Source organism: Phyllobacterium pellucidum (assembly GCF_013327855.1).
Taxonomy (GTDB): domain Bacteria; phylum Pseudomonadota; class Alphaproteobacteria; order Rhizobiales; family Rhizobiaceae; genus Phyllobacterium; species Phyllobacterium pellucidum.
On the sequence record NZ_JABUMX010000003.1, the window covers coordinates 316215 to 338566 of the forward strand.

At 59.0% G+C, this 22352-nt stretch carries 24 protein-coding genes and 1 pseudogene; 13 read left to right on the plus strand and 12 right to left on the minus strand.

Translation table 11 applies throughout. The annotated features are described in order from the left end of the window. The first annotated feature begins 120 nt into the window (after positions 1-120). The 3 genes from HQ945_RS14845 to HQ945_RS14855 all read left to right on the plus strand — a co-directional run bounded on the left by HQ945_RS14845 (position 121) and on the right by HQ945_RS14855 (position 1345). On the plus strand, positions 121-279 hold the full coding sequence (locus tag HQ945_RS14845) for a DUF3309 family protein (RefSeq protein WP_036813626.1): 159 nt from the start codon (positions 121-123) through the stop codon (positions 277-279). Between the two features lie 258 nt (positions 280-537). Further along, positions 538-876: an ElaB/YgaM/YqjD family protein gene (locus HQ945_RS14850; protein WP_091920951.1), complete on the plus strand. Its 339-nt coding sequence runs from the start codon at positions 538-540 to the stop codon at positions 874-876. Between the two features lies 1 nt (position 877). Next, on the plus strand, positions 878-1345 hold the full coding sequence (locus HQ945_RS14855) for a hypothetical protein (protein WP_174208236.1): 468 nt from the start codon (positions 878-880) through the stop codon (positions 1343-1345). Here the strand turns inward: HQ945_RS14855 and HQ945_RS14860 are convergent. Continuing rightward, on the minus strand, positions 1325-2845 hold the full coding sequence (locus HQ945_RS14860; RefSeq protein ID WP_174208237.1) for a sensor histidine kinase: 1521 nt from the start codon (positions 2843-2845) through the stop codon (positions 1325-1327). The two genes, HQ945_RS14855 and HQ945_RS14860, sit on opposite strands and share 21 nt — an antisense overlap. 164 nt (positions 2846-3009) lie before the next feature. On the opposite strand from HQ945_RS14860, the gene HQ945_RS14865 reads away from it, so the two are divergent. After that, positions 3010-3231, plus strand: a complete 222-nt coding sequence (locus tag HQ945_RS14865; protein WP_091920945.1) for a hypothetical protein — start codon at positions 3010-3012, stop codon at positions 3229-3231. A 32-nt stretch (positions 3232-3263) separates the two neighbouring features. Here HQ945_RS14865 and HQ945_RS14870 read toward each other — a convergent pair. Then, positions 3264-4015: pseudogene (locus HQ945_RS14870) on the minus strand (Crp/Fnr family transcriptional regulator). A 137-nt stretch (positions 4016-4152) separates the two neighbouring features. On the opposite strand from HQ945_RS14870, the gene HQ945_RS14875 reads away from it, so the two are divergent. Then, positions 4153-4569 (plus strand): response regulator, encoded by a 417-nt coding sequence (locus HQ945_RS14875; RefSeq protein ID WP_091920943.1) that lies wholly within the window; start codon positions 4153-4155, stop codon positions 4567-4569. Here the strand turns inward: HQ945_RS14875 and HQ945_RS14880 are convergent. Next, the gene (locus HQ945_RS14880; RefSeq protein ID WP_027231094.1) at positions 4552-5103 is read right to left on the minus strand and encodes an RNA polymerase sigma factor; all 552 of its coding nucleotides are present in this window, start codon (positions 5101-5103) and stop codon (positions 4552-4554) included. The two genes, HQ945_RS14875 and HQ945_RS14880, sit on opposite strands and share 18 nt — an antisense overlap. An 11-nt stretch (positions 5104-5114) precedes the next feature. Further along, on the minus strand, positions 5115-5318 hold the full coding sequence (locus HQ945_RS14885) for a NepR family anti-sigma factor (RefSeq protein WP_036813618.1): 204 nt from the start codon (positions 5316-5318) through the stop codon (positions 5115-5117). Positions 5319-5506: 188 nt separating this feature from the next. On the opposite strand from HQ945_RS14885, the gene HQ945_RS14890 reads away from it, so the two are divergent. The 3 genes from HQ945_RS14890 to HQ945_RS14900 all read left to right on the plus strand — a co-directional run bounded on the left by HQ945_RS14890 (position 5507) and on the right by HQ945_RS14900 (position 8162). Next, positions 5507-6301, plus strand: coding sequence for a response regulator (locus HQ945_RS14890; RefSeq protein ID WP_113281636.1), 795 nt, complete (start codon positions 5507-5509; stop codon positions 6299-6301). A gap of 74 nt (positions 6302-6375) precedes the next feature. Beyond that, positions 6376-6540, plus strand: coding sequence for a DUF1328 domain-containing protein (locus tag HQ945_RS14895; RefSeq protein ID WP_027231091.1), 165 nt, complete (start codon positions 6376-6378; stop codon positions 6538-6540). Positions 6541-6680: 140 nt separating this feature from the next. Further along, the gene (locus HQ945_RS14900; protein ID WP_162737256.1) at positions 6681-8162 is read left to right on the plus strand and encodes a glycosyltransferase family 39 protein; all 1482 of its coding nucleotides are present in this window, start codon (positions 6681-6683) and stop codon (positions 8160-8162) included. On the opposite strand, the gene HQ945_RS14905 is transcribed toward HQ945_RS14900, so the two are convergent. Beyond that, positions 8104-8823, minus strand: a complete 720-nt coding sequence (locus HQ945_RS14905) for a glycosyltransferase family 2 protein (protein WP_113281676.1) — start codon at positions 8821-8823, stop codon at positions 8104-8106. The genes HQ945_RS14900 and HQ945_RS14905 overlap by 59 nt on opposite strands. Positions 8824-9086: 263 nt before the next feature. On the opposite strand from HQ945_RS14905, the gene HQ945_RS14910 reads away from it, so the two are divergent. The 4 genes from HQ945_RS14910 to HQ945_RS14925 all read left to right on the plus strand — a co-directional run bounded on the left by HQ945_RS14910 (position 9087) and on the right by HQ945_RS14925 (position 13565). After that, entirely contained in the window at positions 9087-10457 is a 1371-nt protein-coding gene (locus tag HQ945_RS14910) for a murein hydrolase activator EnvC family protein (RefSeq protein WP_113281640.1), read from the plus strand. Next, on the plus strand, positions 10447-11772 hold the full coding sequence (locus tag HQ945_RS14915) for a S41 family peptidase (RefSeq protein ID WP_027231087.1): 1326 nt from the start codon (positions 10447-10449) through the stop codon (positions 11770-11772). The genes HQ945_RS14910 and HQ945_RS14915 overlap by 11 nt, the downstream gene beginning before the upstream one ends. 192 nt (positions 11773-11964) lie before the next feature. Next, complete coding sequence (locus HQ945_RS14920; protein WP_246272688.1) at positions 11965-13014, plus strand: divergent polysaccharide deacetylase family protein; 1050 nt, start codon at positions 11965-11967, stop codon at positions 13012-13014. 32 nt (positions 13015-13046) lie between these two features. Beyond that, the gene (locus tag HQ945_RS14925) at positions 13047-13565 is read left to right on the plus strand and encodes an RNA pyrophosphohydrolase (RefSeq protein WP_113281644.1); all 519 of its coding nucleotides are present in this window, start codon (positions 13047-13049) and stop codon (positions 13563-13565) included. A gap of 66 nt (positions 13566-13631) precedes the next feature. Here HQ945_RS14925 and HQ945_RS14930 read toward each other — a convergent pair whose 3' ends face one another. The 7 genes from HQ945_RS14930 to HQ945_RS14960 all read right to left on the minus strand — a co-directional run bounded on the left by HQ945_RS14930 (position 13632) and on the right by HQ945_RS14960 (position 21581). Continuing rightward, complete coding sequence (locus HQ945_RS14930; protein ID WP_027231084.1) at positions 13632-14039, minus strand: F0F1 ATP synthase subunit epsilon; 408 nt, start codon at positions 14037-14039, stop codon at positions 13632-13634. 73 nt (positions 14040-14112) lie between these two features. Beyond that, a complete protein-coding gene (gene atpD, locus HQ945_RS14935) occupies positions 14113-15708 on the minus strand; it encodes a F0F1 ATP synthase subunit beta (protein WP_027231083.1) in 1596 nt (531 codons plus the stop codon). Between the two features lie 18 nt (positions 15709-15726). Next, positions 15727-16605 (minus strand): F0F1 ATP synthase subunit gamma, encoded by an 879-nt coding sequence (locus tag HQ945_RS14940; protein ID WP_027231082.1) that lies wholly within the window; start codon positions 16603-16605, stop codon positions 15727-15729. 22 nt (positions 16606-16627) lie between these two features. Next, a complete protein-coding gene (gene atpA / locus HQ945_RS14945) occupies positions 16628-18157 on the minus strand; it encodes a F0F1 ATP synthase subunit alpha (RefSeq protein WP_027231081.1) in 1530 nt (509 codons plus the stop codon). Then, positions 18157-18717 (minus strand): F0F1 ATP synthase subunit delta, encoded by a 561-nt coding sequence (locus HQ945_RS14950; protein ID WP_113281678.1) that lies wholly within the window; start codon positions 18715-18717, stop codon positions 18157-18159. Before HQ945_RS14950 ends, atpA begins: the two co-directional genes overlap by 1 nt. 246 nt (positions 18718-18963) lie before the next feature. Further along, positions 18964-19353: an AGROH133_08824 family phage infection protein gene (locus HQ945_RS14955; RefSeq protein ID WP_113281646.1), complete on the minus strand. Its 390-nt coding sequence runs from the start codon at positions 19351-19353 to the stop codon at positions 18964-18966. Positions 19354-19397: 44 nt separating this feature from the next. Then, positions 19398-21581, minus strand: coding sequence for a primosomal protein N' (locus tag HQ945_RS14960; RefSeq protein WP_174208238.1), 2184 nt, complete (start codon positions 21579-21581; stop codon positions 19398-19400). A 104-nt stretch (positions 21582-21685) separates the two neighbouring features. On the opposite strand from HQ945_RS14960, the gene fsa reads away from it, so the two are divergent. Further along, complete coding sequence (fsa, locus tag HQ945_RS14965; RefSeq protein WP_027231077.1) at positions 21686-22339, plus strand: fructose-6-phosphate aldolase; 654 nt, start codon at positions 21686-21688, stop codon at positions 22337-22339. Positions 22340-22352 lie beyond the last annotated feature (13 nt).

The following is a 22352-nucleotide window of genomic DNA, read 5'->3' on the forward strand; positions in this document are numbered from 1 at the left end:
CCGGCTCAAATTGGTTGCATATTCAACACCTGGTTCCACTCCCTGCAACCTCAACAGGAACCAAATTTCATTTCGCGTGTTTTTGCACTGAACGATTTGCCACTCACAGGGAGACGCGGAATGTCACTAGGGACACTGTTAATCATTATTCTCATTCTCGCATTGATCGGCGTCTTTCCGAGTTGGCCGCATGCGAGAAGCTGGGGTTACGGGCCTTCGGGTCTGCTCGGCATTGTCCTGGTCGTCGTTCTCATATTGCTCTTGATGGGCAGGATCTAACGTTTAGCAAGGAGATTTCAGACATGATGCGTGGTGCATTACTCTGGCTTATAGGTTTGCCACTTCCGATCATCCTCATACTTTGGTTGCTCGGCTATCTTTCTTAAACAATTCCTCATTTAGCGCCGGCCGTCTGGCCGGCGTCTTGTTATCCATCTTCGGCTTGCCAGCTTGCGATGCGCTCCCAAGCGTGGAACAAATGTCGCCACGCGACGTTTCCCGCAGCATATGCAGCCATTTTCTAAAAGGAGTTTTCCCATGGCCTCTGTTTCCTCGAAGGTTCGCAAGGCGGTTGACGATGCGACCGAATCCAATCCCGATCTGCAGGCACAGGTGGCTGCGCTTCGGGAAGACATTGCGAACATCACGGCGACACTCGGCAAGATCGGCAAGAATAGAGCCCAGGATGCCCGGAGAAGCGCGGCAAGTTCGTTCGAATCCGCGAAGTTACGCGGCGAAGAGACTTTCGAAGACCTGCGGCTGCAGGCGCGCGAGCTGGAAGACCAGATCGTTGAGACGGTGCGGGAAAAGCCCTTGACCACGCTCGCAGTCGCAGCCGGCGTGGGTTTCCTTCTCGCGCTTATCGCTCGCCGCTGACATGCTGAAGCTGCTGGCCCCACTTTTAACCAGCCTGGCGGCTGGAGAGGTCGGCTTGGTCGTCAGCCGAGCCAAACAGAGCGCCATCTTCGCCGCAATCATCGCGGTTCTGGTGACGATTGGCGCCGTTTTCCTGTTGGTGGCGGCGCAGATCAGCTTGGCAGAACATTACGGCCCGTTATATGCGGCCCTGATCATCGCGGGTTCAGCCTTTGGCCTCGCGATCATCGCGTATATTGCAATGAAAATCGCCTCTTCCTCGGCACGACGCCGCCAGGAAGAACGCGCCAAAGTAGATACATCGACCGTATTGACCATCGCGGCCCTGGCCGTGGCTCCAGCGCTGCTTCGTTCGAGAGCGTTGCTGTTGCTCACGGTCCCGCTTGTAGCATTTGGTGGCCTGTCTCTCGCAGGCAAGAAGAAAAAGCGTCGCCCCCGCAACGACCCATCAGCCGGCGGCGGGATCTGACTGATCCCCGATCGGCATTGAGACGATTGCCTCTATGCCGGTCTCCGGATAGCTCAGCCGCACACTGCTCGACAGCACCTTATCCAAACTGCGTTCGATCAATTTCAAACCCAACCCTCGGGTGTTCGGCGCCGTTACGCGCGGGCCATTGGATTCCGTCCAGCGGATGACGATGCGCGACGCATGCAGCCCGACTTCCAGTTGCCAGACGATACGCACATGACCGGTGGCGACCGACAGTGCGCCATGTTTTACGGCGTTGGTGGCAAGCTCATGCAAGGCGATCCCTAGCCCGAGGGCATGATCAGGAGGCAGCATGATATCTTCGCCCACCAGTTCAATCTGGCCAATATCGAAGATCGCGTAAGGCTCCACCTGTTTCGTGATGAGATCGACGAGACTGATCCCGCTCCACTCGCGATCTGACAACAATGTGTGAGCCTCGGAGATTGCGCGCAGACGGCCTGAGAAGGCTTCCATAAATTCTGCCGGATCGGACGTGCGGCTTAGCGTCTGCCTTGCCAGCGATTGCAGCATGGCTAGCGTATTCTTCACCCGGTGATTAAGTTCGCGCAGGAGAAAGCGCGTCTTCTCCGACGCCGTCTTGGTTTTGGTGATATCGATGTTGACGCCTACAGCTACGACCGGCTTGCCGGATGCGTCGCGCTCGAATATGCGGCCGCGGCCAAGCAGCCATTGGCCTGACGAAGCGACGCGAAACTCGCCGACATAATCCTGATTCTGCGCCAGTGCCCGCGTGAAGGCCGACTTCATGGCAGGGAAATCGTCGGGATGCATAGCCCGAAACACATCTTCGCCGCTGACGGTGCGATCCGAATCGAGTCCGAGCATTTCATAGGCCATGCGATTGCCTGTGAACCGGCCGTTTCGCAGATCCCAGACCCAGCTTCCGACATTTCCGACTTCGAGCGCCATGGCATTGCGATCGTCATCCCGATGCAGCGTAGCGACGCGCTCATCTCCCTGCCGCGAGTCACGCTTGAGCTCGATCAGTGACCCCGCCACCTTGGCGAGACGTGTCAACTGCTCCTGCTCTGCGGAGGTAAACTCCGTTCGTGTTTCGTCCGACATGACGCTGACCGCGCCAATACATTCATCCGAGACGCAGATGGGCGCCACCGCAATAAATCTCAGTTGCGGCGCATGGGTAACGCAATGAAGTTCGGAAAAACGGACATCCTCTGCTGCATTGAGAATGACAAGACAACTGGCTTCAGGAATCGTCAAAGCCGCGGCTTCAAAGGTCCACATGTTGGCGCGTCCAAGCGTTCCCCTATGCGCTAGAACCTTGCTCTGCCGCTCATCGACAAGCGAGATTTGAGCAGCTGCCGCGCCTGACGTGGAAAGCGCAAGTGCAGCTACGTTATCAAAATCCGTGTCGTTCTCAATTGCCAACGGCGTCAGGCTCGAAAGGACATCGAGCCGGGCAGGCTCGGACATTGCCTGAAAAAGGTTTTCTGAAATTGGCGGTGATTTCATATCTCTATGAGGCACTCCACACCCCGCTCCCCACACTAATCGTTACTACATCATGGTCCATCAACGCCACCCTTTAAGCATGGTTCCAGACGGGAACAAATAATCGGCCTCCCCGTTTTGGTTGAGTGTTCAATGATTTTGTTGGGCATAAAATGGAGAGACCCATGCTCGAAGCGAACGATATTCTCACCGATGCGGGATTGAGTAGGGAACAGAAAATTGCACGGCTCAAGGAACTTTTGAGCGAAGCAAGGGGCTTGCAAAGAGCGGCCACTGAGGGCGGCATGGACCCGGATGACGGTGTGACGCGCAACCTTCGCGATATTGAACTGGCTCTCGACCAATTGAATGCGGAGCAGCCGGAAGCCGGCGCCGCCACGCTTTAGCGATTGCAGCGTAACCGACGGCTCCTAACTCGTTAGATGAACGGCCTCGGGATCGAAGACAGCCCTGACCATTTCGAGATTTGGAGCAGTGTTGTCTCGTCGAGCACGTCACAGCCGCGGTCAAGCCAGCGCAAGGCACCGCGACCTGCCAGTTTTTTCAAGGTTTTGTTGGTATGAACGATGGAGAGCCCTAACGTATCGGCGACATGTTGTTGCCGGAGCGGCATGACCAGGGTATCGCCTTTCACCAAACCGACGCTCTTGGCGCGTTGAAAAAGGAAGGCGAAGAGATAGGCCGCCCGCTCGAGCGCAGTACGCCTTCCGACGCTCAGCAATATCTCATCCAGCATCTGCTCCTCGCGCGATGCTATCCATGTGATGTCGTAAGCAAGGCTTGGGAAATAGCAAATAAAGTCGGGAGCTTGTCGCGCTGGAAAACGCACAGGATCATAGGCGACAGTGCCTCGATCGAATGAGACATCTCCCGCATAAGCGATCCTTGCAAGCCAATGAGATCACCAGGAAGAACATAGTTCAGGATCTGCCGGCGGCCGTCCTCGAGCATCTTGTAGCGAAAGCCCCATCCGGATAGGACCGTGAAAAGATGCGCGCTGTTGGCTCCCTCGACAAGCACGGTGGTCCCGGTATCGGCCACGAGTTCGCCCGTCTTGAAGGTCGATAAAAAATCTATCTCATCCTTTTGATGCGGCTGCAGGTGCGCAAAACCCTGCAAAGGGCATTTGTCGCACGGGTATTGCCGTGCTGTCGATGCGGCTGTGTTCATGCCCATATCCCCGTTCGGATTTACGCTACCACGATGCCGGTAAATTGCGCGTGCGATCTTTGCAATCGGCATGTCTTAGTTAAATGACACATGTCATCACTCCGCTCATAACGGCTCCCCGAAAAGGAGCAAATGAGATGGAAATGACCGGCATGCGGATTCTGGTCCTGGAAGATGAATATCTGATAGGGTTGGATCTTGAACGCATAGCAGAAGAATCTGGGGCGCAGTCGGTACAACTTATTGCAACTGTTGGTGAATTGCAGGCTCAGATCGCCAACGAGACCGACTATGATCTGGCTATTCTTGAGGTTCAGGCGCGAGGAGTCTCGTCGCTTGATTCGGCTGCCGAAATGCAACGCCGCGGCCTGCCGATCGTTTTCACCACGGCCTATGACAGCCAGGCCAACGGTGTTCCAGGTTTTCCGGATATTCCCGTTGTCGCCAAGCCCTATGGAAAAGCGCAGATCCTCCAGGCAGTCGCCAAGGCGCTGGCCAATTCCCAGCACAATCCCGCCTCGCGCCGAAACGGCGCCTCAGGCGAATTTGTTTGATGTGACCTGCGTCGCGATTGAATCCGGACCATAATCGACTTCGCCCTGAACTTCGAGAAGTTCCTGCAATCGCGTCCGTGCACGGCTAACCCGGCTCTTGATCGTCCCGACGGCGCAACCGCAAATATCGGCTGCCTCCTCGTAGGAGAATCCGGAGGCGCCGACGAGAATGATAGCTTCACGCTGATCGTCGGGGAGTTTGTCGAGGGCCTTGCGAAAATCCTGGAGGTCCAGCGATCCGTACTGCGCCGGATGGACCGAGAGCTGTTCGGTGAACGTGCCATCGGAATCCTGCACCTCACGGCCACGCTTGCGCATCTGGCTGTAGAATTCGTTGCGCAGGATGGTAAACAGCCAGGCCTTGATGTTGGTGCCGGGCTCAAAGGAGTCCTGCTTGGCCCAAGCCTTCATGATCGTATCCTGCACAAGGTCATCGGCCCTGTCGGGGTTGCCGATGAGCGATACGGCAAATGCGCGCAGCTTTGGCAGCGACGCAATCAAGTCTCTCTTAAAATCAGTCGATTCGTGGACCATTCACCAGCCTGCTATTCAGGGGTTTGCGCGTGGTTGCGTTCAGCCTCGTCAAGCTTCTCGAGCAAGTCCAGAAAACGAGCCGGAATCTCTTCCTCCTGTACGGATGCATAAAGCGCACGTAGCTTCAATCCAATCTCAGTCTCGGCATTCCTGATATCGCGGCGACGGACCCGCGCTTTTTCAGGCGCGTCAATTGAGGATTTTCTTGCGTTCATTCGTAGGATCTTTGCTGTTGGCGCAGAGCGAATTCGGATTAATCCAATAAGTTAAGCACATTAGCAGTGATAATTCTTCACGAGAGGAAAAGTTCCGTTGTCGGGAACTTTTTTTTTGCGAATGTGTTTCTGTTCGTCGCTTATATCAGGCCGGCTCATCATATTCACCGGAGAACAGGGAACTCACTATGTCATTATCCACCCGGATAGCCCCACACTTGCCTTACCTTCGCCGATTTGCGCGCGCCATCACCGGCTCGCAATCATCGGGCGATGCCTACGTCGCAGCGACCCTTGAAATTCTCATTGCCGACGTTTCCTTGTTCCCGAATGCCGGGTCGGACCGTGTCAGCCTTTATAAGCTGCTGGTCAAACATTTTAATTCGGTCAATGTCCGCCCGCTGGAACTGCAGTCGGAATATGGATGGGAAAAACATGCGGCCGCCAACCTCACGTCGATAGCCCCAAAGGCGCGGCAGGCTTTCCTGCTCATCAGTCTCGAAGGCTTCAGCAAAGCCGAGACCATGGAAATTCTCGATGTCGATGAGGGTGAACTCTACGAACTTCTCGACGAGGCATCGGTCGGTATCTCCAAGCAGATTGCTACCGACATTCTCATCATTGAAGACGAACCGCTGATCGCCATGGATATCGAGCATATGGTTGACAGCCTGGGCCACCGCGTGGTCGGCATTGCCCGAACCAAAGACGAAGCCGTTTCGCTCTACGCTTCAACCAAGCCGAGCATGATTCTTGCCGATATTCAGTTGGCCGATGGAAGTTCGGGCATTGATGCCGTCAACAACATCCTCAGCCAGGATGCGGTTCCGGTCATTTTCATCACCGCATTCCCCGAACGTTTGTTGACCGGAGAGCGTCCCGAGCCGACGTTCCTTGTTACCAAGCCGTTCAACCCAGACATGGTCAAGGCGCTGATCACCCAGGCTCTCTTCTTCAAGGAAAGCAGCAAAGCTAAAGCATAACGACAACGCTACGCAGCAGGGAACCAAATCTTGTTCAATCCGTTACACCCCCGACGAGATAGGGAGAACGCTAAATGCTTTACTATGCTGTAATTTTTCTGATCATTGCGCTTGTCGCCGGTGCGTTGGGATTTGGTGGTATTGCCGGTGCTTCCGCCGGTATAGCCCAGATAATCTTCTACGTGTTCCTGGCACTGCTTTTGATCTCGCTCATCGCAAGCATCATCAGGCGCGCCTAAGTTTCGCCTGAGTAGCGCCAAAGCCGCCGGCCACAAGCCGGCGGTTTTCTTTTGCGTGACAGCTCCGAAAATCTCGTCCGAAAACTTGCGGGAACCGCAATTCCTGTAGTACTCACGGCTGCATGACACGTGAAGCGCGATTGTTCCGGCGAAAATTCGATCTTGCCTGGCTCGATGGCGCACCGATCAAATGGTCCAAGCTCGCCAAGCGCGTTCCCGCCGCGATCGTCGTCTACATTACCGCCCTCATTCTCCTGCGCCTTTCCCTCTCTCGCTTCATGGAAATCGACGAGGCGCAATTCGTCGGCGAAGTCTATCTCGCCTGGAATTACGGCAACTCTCATCCGCCCCTCTATAACTGGCTCGTTCGTCTGGCTTTGGAAATCACGCAGTGGAACTGGGTCTTTTCGGTTGCGCTAGTCAGGCTATCCCTCCTTGGTCTCTACCATTGGCTTTGCTTCGACGCCGCTCGCCGACTTGCGGGGGATCGCGCCGGTATTCTGGCAATCACCGCCTCGGCCTTCCTGCCTCAGATCGTCTGGATGTCGATCCAGACCACGGCTCATACGATTCTCGTCATGGTTGCTGCCATAGGCATCGTCCATGCCTTTGCCATAATAAGGGCGGGGCGCGGGGCGGTCGGTTTTGCCTGGTTCGGCTTTTGGGCCGCGGCAGGCGCCCTTGCGAAGTATAATTTCTTTATATTCCTTGTCAGTTTTCTGATCGCGGCCGCTCTGACCCCCGGTATTCGCCGCCAGCTGTTCCGGCGCCAAATCTGGCTGTCAGCGGCCATTTTTGTCGTAAGTTTTGCCCCGGTCGTCATTGCCTCGCTGCGCGCTCCTCTGTCGGCAACCGCCGGGCGGATGGAAAAGCTCGCGAGTTCGATCGATTACCTGTTGGTTTTCGATGTGCCGCACCTCGGGATCGACGGATTGCTGAGCCTCGGCATGTCCACGGCGCTGTGGGCGGGGCCGGCCCTTGTCATCTTCATCATCGGCAGAACCCGCGATCATCCGCGTCCCGCACCCGACGGCGATGCGGAGGTGCGCGTCCTGCTCCTGCGCACCGTGCTGATCGGTCTCGCCGCCTTCGCCACGCTTGTGCTTGCCGGCGATTATCATTCGGTGGCCGAGCGATACATGGCGCCGATCCTGGCGCCGACCGCTATCCTGCTTGCGCTCTACCTGCCGCAGGTTCTGGGAGCCCGCAACCTTCTTGCGATTGCCGGTTTCGTCTACATCCTTGCGCCAGTCGCCGTCGCATATATCGCCTTGTTTGAAACGCCCCGCTTCACCTTTCCGTTTGATGCGGTAGCCCTTTCCATCCGCGCGCAGGATCCAACACCAGCGCGCATTATCTCAAACCGGCAAGATGATGCCGCCAATGTTGCGGTGCAGTTGCATTGGCCGCCGGAACAAGGGTCGGCGAAAGATGTCGTCCTGGTCTGGCATGGGGATGAATCCGCACCGCATTCTGCAGACCTTCCAGCGGATGCCATGCTCCTCGGGCCTGCCGTGCGGGTCACTGCGCCGGTCAGGAACTTCAGCGGTCAGCTCCGAACCTTTAATTTCCAGCGTTATTCAGTCGCGCCACAGACCCAGGTTCCGAATAGCGGCGGATAAGCCAGAACACGCCGACTGTGTCGAGGAAGGCGACCGCAGCCCGGTCGAAGAACCCGTACTTGGAAACACCCGAGCGCCGGGGCCGATCCTCAACATCCACCTCGACGACCGGCAGCCCCGCCCGGCGGGTCAGGGCCGGCAGGAAACGATGCATATTGTCGAAATATGGCAGACCCTGCGCAAGGTCCCGCGGCAGGACCTTGAAACCACAGGCTGTGTCCTTGCAGTCGTCCTTCAGCAAACGCCGGCGCACGAAATTGGCAAATTTGGAGGTGAGGAGTTTCACAACGCCATCATTGCGCCGTTTGCGAATACCGGCAAAAAGAGCCGGCTTCGCGTTGGAAATGCGCAGCCAGAGCCGGGCCAGATCCTTCGGGTCGTTTTGGCCGTCACCGTCGAGGGTTGCGACCCACCGACCGGAGGCTGCGCGAAATCCCGTGACAAGCGCCCGCGACTTCCCGGTACGCCGTTCGTGGCGCAGCACATAGGCGCGGTTACCCGCCGCCAGCGCCTCTTCTGCCGAACCGTCCGAGGATCCATCATCAATGACGATGATCTCATAATCCGGTCCGCTCGCCAGCGCCGCGTCGATCTCCTTGATCAGCGCGCCGATGTTTCCGGCTTCATTGTGCACAGGAATGATAATTGTCAGATCAGTCATCACGCGAGCCATTGTGGACCGGCGAGCACGTTCAGCGAACCGCGTCGGTGCCATTCACATAGAGTGTTTCACTTGCGATGAGAAGCGGTTACGTGACTTCTCCTATGCCGGCCCCTCCGACGCCGATGCATCGCCGCAATTCCGCCATGCCTTTTTTGCTACAAAATGCGCAGCTTTCGACGCGGCTGGTTTATGGTTAATACTTCATTAATCGAAGTCTCCCTAGAGTCGGGAACAAACCATACGCATGTTCCGGTCCGAGAATGATTTTTGAGGCATCAAAGGCAGTATTCCACACACGCAGGCTTGGCCTGACGTGTTCGGCCCTTTTTGCCTTCGCGCTCTGCTGCACCGCGCCTGCCCGCGGCCAGGAGACCCCGCCAGCTCCGACGTCGCCGGCCGCCGAGTCGCTCGACGCGCGGCGGCTTCAGTCGCTCAAGGAGCTTGAGGATCTCACCAGCCAGATCTCGCTGTCCTCGGAACGCGTCACGGCCCTCGACAATGAAATTGCCGGGCTGAAGAAGGACCAGACGACAATCACCGCGGCGTTGATTCAGTCAGCGCAAACCGAGAAGAAGCTGACACAGGACATAGCGGGCTTCACCAACAAGCTGGCCGATCTGCGCGGTCAGGAAGACAGCGTGCGCACCTCATTGAGACAGCGGCGTGGCGCGCTGGCGGAAGTGCTTGCAGCACTCCAGCGCATGGGCCTCAGCCCCCCGCCAGCCCTGCTCGTTCGTCCCGATGATGCCCTCGCCTCGGTTCGAAGCGCCGTCCTGCTTGGCGCTGTTGTCCCGGAAATGCGCCAGCAGACCGAAGTCCTTATCGCCGACCTGAAAGAACTCGACCGGGTGAAAAACTCGATTGCGGAAGAGCAGACGCGCCTGACAGCTGCTCTTTCAAGCCAGGCCGAGGAAAAGAAGCGGCTCGACCTTCTGCTGGCGGAAAAGCAGAAGTTGCAGACGACGTCCGAAGAAACACGCATGGCCGAACAGGCAAGGTCGGAGGAACTGGCGAAGCGCGCGACATCCCTGCGCGATCTCATTGCCTCGCTTGAAAAGGACATGCAGGAGGTCCAGAAAGCCGCCAGCGCCGCCAGCGCCCAGGAACAGCAGAAGCTCCAGGCAAGCCAGCAGCGCGCCGACGATTTTGCCGCCAACCAGAACCGCCTTTCGGCCCAGGTCAACTTTGCGTCTTTAAAAAGCCATCTGGCCCTGCCAGCAGCGGGGAAACTTGTTAAGCATTTTGGCGATGACGATGGCCTTGGTGGCGTCCTGCAAGGTGACACGCTCGAGACCCTCCCGGGGGCGACCATAACGGCGCCGATGGACGCTGTCGTCCTTTATGCCGGCGCATTTCGTTCCTATGGTCAGCTCTTGATACTTGATGCCGGGAATGGATATCATGTCGTCTTGGCGGGCATGAAAAAAATCAATGTCTCCCAAAATCAGTTTGTTCTGGCGGGAGAACCGGTCGGTGTGATGAACGAGCAACTAGTTGCCAGTACGGCACCCGTTCCGATGGGAAATGGAGCTCCAATGCTTTACATTGAGTTCCGAAAGGATACAAAACCTATTAATCCCGCCCCCTGGTGGGCGGATCGGCTTGCTGGAAGGACCGCAAATGATACGTAGGCTAACGCTTCTCATGGCTGGCGCACTGATGGGCGCAACAGCGATGGTCGTTGTGCAGGGTGCTCTGCCCACAACCGCTGCAGAAGCTGCGGGCACCGACACCTACAAACAGCTTTCAATTTTTGGTGATATCTTCGAGCGTGTGCGCGCCCAATATGTCACTCCGCCGGATGACAAGAAGCTCGTCGAAAGCGCCATCAACGGCATGCTGACCTCGCTTGATCCGCATTCATCCTACATGAATGCCGAGCAGGCGCAGGATATGCGCGTTCAGACCAAGGGCGAATTCGGCGGCCTCGGCATCGAGGTCACCATGGAGAACGAACTCGTCAAGGTTATCGCCCCCATCGAGGACACCCCGGCCGCCAAGGCTGGCGTTCTTGCCGGCGATTATATCTCGCAGATTGATGGTACTGATGTTCGCGGCCTGACGCTGACCGACGCGGTCGACAAGATGCGCGGCGAAGTGAATACGCCTATCGAACTGACCCTCATCCGCCAGGGCGCCGACAAGCCGATCAAGCTCACGATCGTCCGCGACGTGGTCAAGGTGAAGGCGGTCAAGTACCGCGTTGAGAACGATGTCGGCTATGTCCGCGTCATCTCGTTCACCGAGCAGACCTTTGATGACTTGCAGAAGGCGATCAAGGACATCCAGAGCAAGGTTCCGAACGACAAGCTGAAGGGCTTCGTCCTCGACCTGCGCCTCAACCCAGGCGGCCTGCTTGATCAGGCTGTCGCGGTCTCCGATGCCTTCCTCGACAAGGGCGAGGTGGTCTCGACCCGTGGCCGCGATCCACAGGATATCACCCGGTTCGATGCCCGCCCGGGCGATCTCACCAACGGCAAGCCGCTGATCGTTCTCATCAACGGCGGTTCGGCAAGCGCGTCCGAGATCGTCGCCGGTGCGTTGCAGGATCACCGTCGCGGGACCGTGCTCGGCACCCGCTCGTTCGGCAAGGGTTCGGTCCAGACCATCATCCCGCTCGGGGAAAATGGCGCGCTACGCTTGACGACGGCGCTGTATTACACGCCGGCCGGCAAGTCGATCCAGGGCAAGGGAATCGTTCCCGATATCGCCGTCGAGCAGCCGCTGCCCGACGAGCTCAAGGGCCAGGATATCACCCGCGGTGAATCCGATCTCAAGGGCCATATCAAGGGCGTGCAAGAAGATGCCGAAGGTTCGGGCTCCATCGCCTATGTGCCGCCGGATCCGAAGGACGACCTGCAGCTGATCCAGGCGCTGAAGCTCCTGCGCGGCGAACAGGCCAATGCGGCCTTCCCGGCCGACCCCAAGAAGGGCGTGCCAAACTAATATGACGACATGTGGGGCCAGGCGATCAGCAAGCAGTCTGGCTCCATATTCGCAACGTGAAAATTTCCTCTCTTTCCTCCATCTCTCCGGCCCTCACGCGTGAACGTCGACCTCAACCGGCCGCTGGGAAGAAACAGCAAACGGCCAAGACAATCCGGCAATCTAACACCAGGACGCTGGCTACCGCCTCTCTTGGTAGCCACCTGTATCGTCGGACTGTCTTCCCTGATTTCGTTCACCAGCCATCAGGGCTTCCGCAATCCCGCGCCGGAACCCGAGAAGCCGCAGGTCGCTGAGGCACCTCCGCCGCCCGCCCCGCCAAGTGCTGCTCCGGCGCCGCCGCAGACTGCGAACAATCTTCCCGGCAAGGTCATCTCCCCCGAAGGAGGGCCGAAGGTGATCGTGGTCGGCGATCCGAACAAGCGCACGCAGGATCCGCGCACGGCACACATTCCCGAACAGGACTTGATCGAGCAGTCACCGCAAGGCCCTCTCCCGACCGTTGCACCTGACGGCAGGCGTCCGCTCGACGTCTATGCCCGGCCCTGGTCTGGTGCACGCGGCGCGCGTGTCGCAATCGTGATCGGCGGGCTCGGGCTTTCGCAGACCGGTTCGCAGAATGCCATTCGCGCATTGCCCGGTGAGGTGACTCTGGCCTTCTCGCCAGAGGGCAACAGCCTCGGCCGGTGGATGCAGGCGGCCCGCCAGGATGGCCATGAGATCCTGATGCAGATCCCGCTCGAACCCTTCGACTATCCGCGCGTCAACCCCGGCCGCAACACGTTGACGGTGGATGCGCCAGCACCAGTGACGCTTGAAAACCTTCACAAGACGATGGGCCGTATTACCAATTATACCGGCGTTATGAACTATATGGGCGCTCGCTTCACCGCCGACGCCAACGCCATGACGCCCGTCATCCAGGATGTGGCACGGCGGGGCCTGCTTTACCTCGACGATGGCACATCGGCGCGCAGCACGGCTGACGCAATCGCTGGGCAGCAGGGCGCGCCCTTCGCGGTATCCGATGTCCTTATCGATGCGTCGCAGGATCGTGGGAACATCTTGAAAAAGCTCGATGAACTCGAGCGCATTGCCCGTGCCAAGGGCAGCGCCATTGGCACCGGTTCTGCCTTTGACGTCACGGTCGAGGCGGTAACGTCATGGGTTAATGAAGCGAAGGCGCGTGGCATCGAGATCGTTCCCATCTCGGCCCTTGTCCGCGATCCCCAAAACGGCTAGCAGGGCGGCAGCAAGCATTTGGAGATTTCGCCATGAGCAAGAAGCCGGTCGATCCACAATCCCTGCCTTACCGGCCCTGTGTCGGCATCATGGTTCTCAACAAGGAGGGCCTCGTCTGGGCTGGCCATCGCATCATGATACCGGGCGATGAAATGGATGGTGCAACGCAACTCTGGCAGATGCCGCAAGGCGGCATCGACAAGGGCGAGGAGCCGGAACCCGCTGCCCTGCGCGAACTCTACGAAGAAACCGGCATGAAGAGCGTTTCATTGCTGGCGGAAGCGCCGCACTGGATCAATTACGAACTGCCGCCACATCTCGTCGGCATCGCGCTCAAGGGCAAATACCGCGGGCAGACGCAGAAGTGGTTCGCCTACCGCTTTGAAGGTGACCCAAGCGAAATCGCCATCAACCCGCCTCCGGGTGGCCATACCGCCGAATTCGATGAATGGGCCTGGAAACCCATGACGCAATTGCCCGATCTCATCGTGCCATTCAAGCGCAAGGTCTATGAAGAGGTCGTTGCAGCATTCCGGCATCTGGCCAGTTAGTAACTTTAATGAAAAAAGCGGGCACTTGGCCCGCTTTTAAACTTCCAAATCGAAGGGGATACCGCCTCAGGCGGCTTTGATGGCTTCCTCGAGCGTCGTCAGCTGGCCCAGAAGATCTTCCAGGCGGGCGCGTTCTTCGCGCGTCGTCGCATCCTCGAAATCTTCCTTCGCGTCCTTGATCCGGCGCTGCAATTCATCGGCCTTTATATCGGTGACGTGCACTGCCGATTCCGCGAGGAGGGTGCAACCATCGGGCGTCACATCAACGAAACCGCCGAAGACGACATAGCTGTCCGGCTTGCCGTCCGCCATCTTTACGGTGACAACGCCAGGCTTCACGGTTGCCATCAGCGGCGCATGGTGCGCCATCACGGTCATGTAGCCTTCCGTGCCCGGAACCACGACTTCAATGACCTGTTCCGAAAGAAGCAGGCGCTCTGGCGATACGAGTTCGAACTGGAAGGCTTCTGCCATGATATTCACTCAATTCCCGTGGTCTTGATCGAGATGGACAAGGGCGGGCCGGAGCCCGCCATCAGTCTCTGGATCAGGCAGCTTCCGCTGCCAGGCGCTGTGCCTTCTCGATGGCTTCGTCGATCGAGCCAACCATATAGAAGGCAGCTTCCGGCAGGTGATCGTAGTCGCCGTTGCAAAGGCCCTTGAAGCCCTTGATCGTGTCGGCGAGATCGACCAGCTTGCCCGGCGAACCGGTGAAGACTTCAGCAACGAAGAACGGCTGCGACAGGAAGCGCTCGATCTTGCGGGCGCGGGCAACAACCAACTTGTCGTCTTCGGAAAGTTCGTCCATGCCAAGGATGGCGATGATGTCCTGGAGCGACTTGTAGCGCTGCAGGATCGACTGAACCTGACGAGCAGTCTGGTAGTGCTCTTCGCCGACGATGATCGGATCGAGCATGCGCGATGTCGAGTCGAGCGGATCCACGGCCGGGTAGATACCCTTTTCCGAGATGGCGCGGTTAAGAACCGTCGTCGCATCAAGGTGGGCGAAGGATGTTGCCGGCGCCGGGTCGGTCAAATCGTCGGCGGGAACGTAGATCGCCTGAACCGACGTGATCGAGCCCTTGTGGGTCGTGGTAATGCGTTCCTGCATCGCGCCCATGTCGGTCGCAAGCGTCGGCTGGTAACCCACGGCGGACGGGATACGTCCGAGCAGGGCCGACACTTCAGAACCCGCCTGGGTGAAGCGGAAGATGTTGTCCACGAAGAACAGGACGTCCTGGCCCTGATCGCGGAAATGCTCGGCCACCGTCAGGCCCGAAAGGGCAACGCGGGCGCGCGCACCTGGCGGCTCGTTCATCTGGCCATAGACCAGCGCGGCCTTGGAGCCGGCACCGCCGCCTTCCTTGTTCACGCCGGACTCGATCATTTCGTGGTAAAGGTCATTGCCTTCACGCGTACGCTCGCCAACGCCGGCGAAAACTGAATAACCACCGTGCGCCTTGGCGACGTTGTTGATCAGTTCCATGATGAGAACGGTCTTGCCGACACCTGCACCGCCGAAGAGGCCGATTTTGCCGCCGCGAGCATAGGGAGCGAGGAGATCGACAACCTTGATGCCCGTCACAAGGATCTGGGCTTCCGTCGACTGCTCGACATATTCCGGCGCCGACTGGTGAATGGCTCGGGTCACCTTGGTGTTGATCGGACCTGCTTCATCGACGGGCTCGCCGATGACGTTCATGATACGGCCGAGCGTCTCGTCGCCGACGGGAACCATGATCGGCGAACCGGTGTCATAGACCGGCTGGCCGCGGACGAGACCTTCGGTCGAATCCATGGCGATCGTACGAACGGTGTTTTCGCCGAGGTGCTGCGCCACTTCGAGAACCAGGCGGTTGCCAAGGTTGTCGGTTTCGAGCGCGTTGAGGATCAATGGCAGATTGCCATCTTCAAACGCAACGTCGACGACGGCGCCAATGACCTGGCTGACGCGGCCAGCTGCGCCGCTGGCCTTAAGCGTCGCCTTCGGTGCGGCAGCCTTGGGAGCAGCTGTCTTTGCTGCGGGCTTCGCAGCGGCTTCCGCCTTTGCGGCCGCCGCCTTTGGTGCAGCTGCCTTTGCGGGCTTAGCTGCTGACGCAGCCGGCTTGGCTGCGGGTGTCTTCGGGGTCGCTGCTTTTGCCATCGATCCTTACCTTCGCGATTAGAGCGCTTCCGCGCCCGAAATGATTTCGATCAGTTCCTTGGTGATCTGGGCCTGACGCTGGCGGTTGTACGACATCGTCAGCTTGTTGATCATGTCGCCGGCATTGCGGGTTGCATTGTCCATGGCGGACATGCGCGCACCCTGCTCCGACGCCGCGTTTTCAAGGAGAGCGCGGAAAACCTGGACGGAAATATTGCGCGGAATGAGGTCACCCAGAATGGATGCCGGATCCGGCTCATATTCGTAGACTGCGTCGCCGGCGCTTTCCGGTTCCACTTCGCTTATGGAATTTGCCGGTATGAGCTGCTGGGCGGTCGGGATCTGCGCGATCACCGACTTGAATTCCGAGTAGAACAGCGTTGCCACATCGAAGCCGCCCTCGTTGTAGAGCGCGATGATCTTGTGGCCGATTGCATCGGCATTGGCAAAGCCGACCTGCTTCACTTCGCGAAGATCGACGTGGTCGATGATATGGCGACCGAGATCACGGCGCAGAATGTCAGCGCCCTTCTTGCCGACCGTCAGGATCTTGACGGTCTTTCCGTCGGCGATCAGCCGGCGGGCATGATCGCGCGCCAGACGCACGATCTGAGCATTGAAGCCGCCACAAAGGCCGCGTTCGGAAGTGCACACGACGAGCAGATGCACATCGTCCTTGCCGGTTCCGCTCATCAGCACCGGCGCATCGGCACCGTCGACGTTGGAGGCGATGTTCGCCAGCACCGCAGCCATGCGCTGCGAGTACGGGCGAGCCGCCAACGCAGCGTCCTGCGCACGACGCAGCTTCGCCGCGGCGACCATCTGCATCGCCTTGGTGATCTTCTGCGTCGCCTTGACCGAGGCGATCCGGTTTCTCAGATCCTTTAACGAAGGCATCCGTTCATCCCGTCAATGAAGTTTAAGCGAAAGACTTGGCAAAGGCATCGACTGCTGCCTTGAGCTTGCCCTTGGTGTCGTCGCTGATCTGCTTCTCCTTGGCGATCGTCTCGAGAATGTCCTTGTTCTCGGTACGCAGCCAGGTGAGGAGGCCGTGCTCGAACTTGCCGACCTGATTGACGGCAAGCTTGTCGAGATAGCCATTGACGCCGGCAAAGATCACCGCAACCTGCTCTTCCGTCTTCAGCGGCGAGAACTGCGGCTGCTTCAGGAGTTCGGTCAGGCGAGCACCACGGTTGAGAAGGCGCTGCGTCGAAGCATCGAGATCGGAGCCGAACTGCGCGAACGCCGCCATTTCGCGGTACTGCGCAAGCTCACCCTTGATCGAACCTGCGACCTGCTTCATCGCTTTGATCTGTGCGGCCGAACCAACGCGGGAAACCGAGAGGCCGACGTTAACGGCCGGGCGGATACCCTGGTAGAAGAGGTTCGTTTCGAGGAAGATCTGGCCGTCGGTGATCGAGATCACGTTGGTCGGAATATAGGCCGAAACGTCGTTCGCCTGGGTCTCGATGACGGGGAGCGCAGTCAGCGAACCGGCACCGTTTTCGTCATTGAGCTTTGCCGAACGCTCGAGCAGACGGGAATGGAGATAGAAAACGTCGCCGGGATAAGCTTCGCGGCCCGGTGGGCGGCGCAGCAGCAGCGACATCTGGCGATAGGCGACAGCCTGCTTCGACAGATCGTCATAGCCGATCAGCGCGTGCATGCCATTGTCGCGGAAATATTCGCCCATCGTGCAACCCGCAAATGGAGCGAGGTACTGCATCGGTGCCGGATCGGAGGCAGTTGCAGCAACGACGATCGAATATTCGAGGGCGCCGCGCTCTTCGAGGATCTTCACGAACTGCGCAACAGTCGAACGCTTCTGACCGATGGCGACATAGACGCAATAGAGCTTGTCCGTCTCATTGCCGGCATCGTGAGCCGGCTTCTGATTGAGGAACGTGTCGAGAATGATGGCGGTCTTGCCGGTCTGGCGGTCGCCGATGACGAGCTCGCGCTGGCCGCGACCAACCGGGATGAGGGCATCGATGGCCTTGAGGCCGGTCGACATCGGCTCATGCACCGACTTGCGCGGGATGATGCCCGGCGCCTTGACGTCGACGCGGGAACGCTGCGTCGCCTTGATCGGACCCTTGCCGTCGATCGGATTGCCGAGCGCATCAACAACGCGGCCGAGCAGTTCCTTGCCGACGGGAACGTCAACGATGGCGCCGGTACGCTTGACGGTGTCGCCTTCCTTGATGTCGCGATCGGAGCCGAAAATAACGACGCCGACATTGTCGCTTTCAAGGTTCAGGGCCATGCCACGGGTGCCGCCCGGGAACTCGACCATCTCACCGGCCTGAACATTGTCCAGACCATAGACGCGGGCGATACCGTCACCGACGGACAGAACCTGGCCGACTTCGGAGACTTCTGCCTCCTGGCCGAAATTCTCGATTTGCTTTTTCAGGATTGCGGAAATTTCCGCGGCGCGGATGTCCATCAGCCGACCTCTTTCAGTGCAAGCTTAAGCGAAGAAAGTTTTGTGCGAAGTGAAGTGTCGATCTGGCGCGACCCCATCTTGACGACGAGGCCTCCGAGGATCGACGGATCAACGGTGACATTGATTGTCACGTCCTTGCCGGCGACGCTTTTCAGCGTGGCCTTCAATTCATTTTCCTGCGCTGCTGTAAGGGCATGCGCGGAAGTAACGTCCGCGGCGATTTCACCGCGATGGGCGGCGGCAATCTGGCGGAACGACTGGATCATGGATGGTACGGCGAAGAGGCGGCGATTTTGCGCGGCGACGCGCAAGAAATTGCCGACCAGCCCGCCGATCTTGGCCTCGGCCAGGATCGCGGAGATCGCGCGCACCTGATCGCCGGACGAGAATACCGGGCTTGCTACCAGGCGCTTCAGATCGGGACTGCCATTGACCAGAGTCTCGAAACGATCGAGATTCTTTTCGACCTCGGCAAGCGAATTCGCTTCCAGCGCAAGTTCGAACAACGAACCCGCGTAACGCTGGGCAACACCGGAAATGAGCGACGTAGTTTCTGCCACGAACGACAAGCTCTCTGGTTTGAAGCCAAAAATCAGGAAACCGGAAGGAAGTTTTCGGTCAAATCTTTGGCATTATTGATTTTTTTACCGCCTTGGGTGAAGCCCTGAAGCTGCCTTAGACGTGATTTGAATGCCGTCTAGCATAGGAAGACAGGACTCGCAACACGCGAATCCGCTAAATGAGGAGGCAGAATCGCCGCAGCTTCGGATAATTATGAGTAAGCAATTCCACTAATGCTCGGCGGCTCAGGCGACAAAGCCGAAGGCAAATAGAAGCGGACCCGCCGCAAGCAGCAGTTCGATGACGACCCAGGCCCAGTTGTACGGCTTGTTGCCGCCGTCGGACATCATCGAAATCAGCCGGCCGAAGACCGTGAAGCCCCAGGAAACGCCGAGCGCGATCCAGAGAAAAGGTTGTGCAAATACAAGGGCGCTAAGTCCAAGTCCGAGGTAGAAGCCGGCGAATGTCGCACGGATTTCGGAAAGCGCCTCGGGGCGCTCCGGCTTCGTCTGCAAGCGCATTATCCTCATGGCAGCGCGCGGCGCAAAGAACAGCACCAGCCCGAAGACGACGGTGATGGCCGCCGACAGCCATGCCATCCATTCGCCCTGACTTGCCGGCCAATAGAGTTCCATGATCCCCTGCCCCTTCCGCCGAAGCGTTAACCGCGATGCAGATCTTATAGAAAGCTTTGCGGATCGATATCAACCTGCACCCGCGTCGATCCCCGTTCTTTTGGCCCATCCGCCAGCATGACGCGGATGAAGCCCTGAATATCCGACTTGCGTGTGCCGTGGACGAGGAGACGGAAACGATGCCGCCCGCGCACAAGGGCAAGTGGCGCCTCCGCCGGTCCGAGGACGCTGATCTGATCCGATGCCGGTGCTGCCCTGCGCAAGGCGCGCGCATGCGTCTCCGCTTCCTGGCGCGTCGCTGCCGAAATGATGAGCGACCCGAGCCGGCCGAAGGGTGGCAGGCTTGAGCGTTCGCGCTCTTCGATTTCCCGCTCGTAAAAGGCTTTTGCATCGCCCGAAACGATGGCGCGCATCACCGGATGATCCGGCTGGTAGGTCTGCAAAAGGCCGAGGCTCTTCTTGCCCGTGCGTCCCGCGCGGCCTGTCACCTGGCTCAACAGCTGGAACGTGCGCTCGGCGGCGCGGGGGTCGCCATTGGCAAGTCCGAGATCGGCGTCGACGACGCCGACCAGCGTCATGTTCGGGAAATTGTGCCCCTTGGCAACGAGCTGCGTGCCGATGACGATGTCGGCCTCACCCTTGGCGATCGCGTCGAGCTCAAGCCGCAGGCGCTTGACCCCCATGAGATCGGATGAGAGCACGATGATGCGGGCATCCGGAAAGGTCTTTTCCACTTCCTCGGCGATCCGCTCGACGCCCGGCCCGCAGGCAACGAGGTGATCGAGCGTTCCGCAGGAGGGACAAGCTTCCGGGCGCGCCTCATGGTGTCCGCATTGGTGGCAGACGAGTTGGCCGCGAAAGCGGTGCTCGACCAGCCAGCTCGAACAATCCGGGCACTGGAAGCGGTGGCCGCACACCCGGCAGAGCGTCAACGGTGCATAGCCTCGCCGGTTGAGGAAGAGCAGCGACTGTTCCTTGCGCTGCAATGTCTGATTGACCGCTTCGACGAGCGCGGGCGAGAGAAACCCGCCCGGTCGTGGCGGCGACCTGCGCATGTCGATGGACTTCAGATCCGGCATTGCTGCCTCGGCATAGCGCCCGGAAAGGCGGATGCGGTTGTACCGGCCCTGATTGGCGTTGACCTGGCTTTCGATCGACGGCGTGGCCGATGCAAGTACGACCGGGAAGCCGCCGATATGGCCGCGCACCACTGCCATGTCGCGGGCATTGTAGCAGACGCGATCTTCCTGCTTGTAGGCGGGATCGTGCTCCTCGTCGACGACGATCAGCCCCAGTTCCTGGAATGGCAGGAACAACGCTGACCGCGCGCCGGCAACGACACGCACCTGGCCCTCCATGACCTGTCGCCAGACCCGCTCGCGCATGCGCGGCGCAAGATCGGAATGCCACTCGGCCGGCTTGGTGCCGAAGCGATCATGGAAGCGATCGAGAAACTGCTGCGTCAGCGCAATTTCCGGAAGCAGGATCAGGACCTGCTTGCCTTGCTCGATGGCTTTGGCCACCGCCTCGAAATAGACTTCGGTCTTGCCGGAGCCGGTCACACCGTCAAGCAGCGACACCGAGAAACTTGCGGACGCCACGGCTTCAACGAGTTGATCCGCCGCCTCGCTTTGATCGCCCGAAAGCGACGCCTTGGCATAGTCGACATCGGGAGCGGCAACGACGGGGCGCGCCGGGATCATGACCTGTTCGAATACGCCTTGCGCCACCAGACCGTCGATTACGGTTGCCGAGACGCCTGCCGCGTGGGCAAGCCCCGTGCGCGTCCATGCCATGCCGCCTTCAGCAAGCTCGAGCACGCGGGCCCGGGCCCCGGTCATGCGGTCAGGTTCACGGCCGGCAAAGCGCAAGCCCGGCACAGGCGGCTCGGGATCGAAAGCCGCGGGCACGCGCAGCACCATGCGCGCCACCATGCCGGGTGGGGACAGTGTATAATCGGCGGCCCAGCGCATGAAGCGCAGCATGCCGTCGTCCACGGGCGGACAATCGAAAAGCTCGGATATGGGCCGCAGTTTCTTCGCATCGATGCTGTCAGTCGTGCCGTCCGTGACGATGCCTGCAACTTCGCGCGGACCGAGCGGCACCCGGACGATTGACCCGGCCCTGACGTCCATTCCGTCGGGGACGGCATAGCTGTAGGGCCGCTCTGCCGGCATCGGCACAAGCACGGGAACGGTTTTTTGCGGGATGAACGAATCCTGACTCATATATACGTGACCTTGGCGCGCCTTTCGGATAAAGAAAAGTCACTTTCCGGGAGATAGAATTGATCTCTCATTTAGACACCCGCATATCAGGAAGGAATGTTCCCATGAAATTCTTTGTCGATACCGCCGACGTGAAGGAAATCCGCGAGCTCAACGATCTCGGATTGCTCGATGGCGTAACCACCAATCCTTCGCTGATCCTCAAGTCCGGTGGCAGCATCATCGAAGTGACCAAGGAAATTTGCAGCATCGTCAACGGCCCGGTATCCGCCGAGGTCGCGGCAACCGAGTATGAGCAGATGATGAAGGAGGCCGCAGTCCTCTCCCGCATCGCCGACAACATCTGCATCAAGGTCCCGCTTACCCTCGATGGCCTCAAGGCCTGCAAGGCCCTGCGCTCGGATGGCCACCTCGTCAATGTGACGCTGTGCTTCTCCGCCAACCAGGCACTTCTTGCCGCCAAGGCCGGCGCCACGTTCATCTCGCCATTCATTGGCCGCATCGACGATACCGGCATCAATGGAATGGAACTGATTTCCGAGATCCGAACCATCTACGACAATTACGATTACCAGACGCAGATCCTTGCCGCCTCGATCCGCACCGTGAACCATGTCAAGGAAGCGGCTCTAATCGGTGCCGACGTCGCGACGGTTCCGCCAGCAACTCTGAAGGCATTGGTCAAGCACCCGCTGACCGACAAGGGCCTTGAGACTTTCCTTGCCGATTGGAAGAAGACGGGCCAGTCGATCGCCTGATCAGTCGCATTTT

Excerpts from the sequence above, each read along its gene's own strand:
- HQ945_RS14845 (WP_036813626.1), top strand. The coding sequence starts at position 121 with ATGTCACTAGGGACACTGTTAATCATTATTCTCATTCTCGCATTGATC.
- HQ945_RS14850 (WP_091920951.1), top strand. The coding sequence starts at position 538 with ATGGCCTCTGTTTCCTCGAAGGTTCGCAAGGCGGTTGACGATGCGACC.
- HQ945_RS14855 (WP_174208236.1), top strand. The coding sequence starts at position 878 with ATGCTGAAGCTGCTGGCCCCACTTTTAACCAGCCTGGCGGCTGGAGAG.
- HQ945_RS14860 (WP_174208237.1), bottom strand. The coding sequence starts at position 2,845 with ATGAAATCACCGCCAATTTCAGAAAACCTTTTTCAGGCAATGTCCGAG.
- HQ945_RS14865 (WP_091920945.1), top strand. The coding sequence starts at position 3,010 with ATGCTCGAAGCGAACGATATTCTCACCGATGCGGGATTGAGTAGGGAA.
- HQ945_RS14875 (WP_091920943.1), top strand. The coding sequence starts at position 4,153 with ATGGAAATGACCGGCATGCGGATTCTGGTCCTGGAAGATGAATATCTG.
- HQ945_RS14880 (WP_027231094.1), bottom strand. The coding sequence starts at position 5,103 with ATGGTCCACGAATCGACTGATTTTAAGAGAGACTTGATTGCGTCGCTG.
- HQ945_RS14885 (WP_036813618.1), bottom strand. The coding sequence starts at position 5,318 with ATGAACGCAAGAAAATCCTCAATTGACGCGCCTGAAAAAGCGCGGGTC.
- HQ945_RS14890 (WP_113281636.1), top strand. The coding sequence starts at position 5,507 with ATGTCATTATCCACCCGGATAGCCCCACACTTGCCTTACCTTCGCCGA.
- HQ945_RS14895 (WP_027231091.1), top strand. The coding sequence starts at position 6,376 with ATGCTTTACTATGCTGTAATTTTTCTGATCATTGCGCTTGTCGCCGGT.
- HQ945_RS14905 (WP_113281676.1), bottom strand. The coding sequence starts at position 8,823 with ATGACTGATCTGACAATTATCATTCCTGTGCACAATGAAGCCGGAAAC.
- HQ945_RS14910 (WP_113281640.1), top strand. The coding sequence starts at position 9,087 with ATGATTTTTGAGGCATCAAAGGCAGTATTCCACACACGCAGGCTTGGC.
- HQ945_RS14915 (WP_027231087.1), top strand. The coding sequence starts at position 10,447 with ATGATACGTAGGCTAACGCTTCTCATGGCTGGCGCACTGATGGGCGCA.
- HQ945_RS14925 (WP_113281644.1), top strand. The coding sequence starts at position 13,047 with ATGAGCAAGAAGCCGGTCGATCCACAATCCCTGCCTTACCGGCCCTGT.
- HQ945_RS14930 (WP_027231084.1), bottom strand. The coding sequence starts at position 14,039 with ATGGCAGAAGCCTTCCAGTTCGAACTCGTATCGCCAGAGCGCCTGCTT.
- atpD (WP_027231083.1), bottom strand. The coding sequence starts at position 15,708 with ATGGCAAAAGCAGCGACCCCGAAGACACCCGCAGCCAAGCCGGCTGCG.
- HQ945_RS14940 (WP_027231082.1), bottom strand. The coding sequence starts at position 16,605 with ATGCCTTCGTTAAAGGATCTGAGAAACCGGATCGCCTCGGTCAAGGCG.
- atpA (WP_027231081.1), bottom strand. The coding sequence starts at position 18,157 with ATGGACATCCGCGCCGCGGAAATTTCCGCAATCCTGAAAAAGCAAATC.
- HQ945_RS14955 (WP_113281646.1), bottom strand. The coding sequence starts at position 19,353 with ATGGAACTCTATTGGCCGGCAAGTCAGGGCGAATGGATGGCATGGCTG.
- HQ945_RS14960 (WP_174208238.1), bottom strand. The coding sequence starts at position 21,581 with ATGAGTCAGGATTCGTTCATCCCGCAAAAAACCGTTCCCGTGCTTGTG.
- fsa (WP_027231077.1), top strand. The coding sequence starts at position 21,686 with ATGAAATTCTTTGTCGATACCGCCGACGTGAAGGAAATCCGCGAGCTC.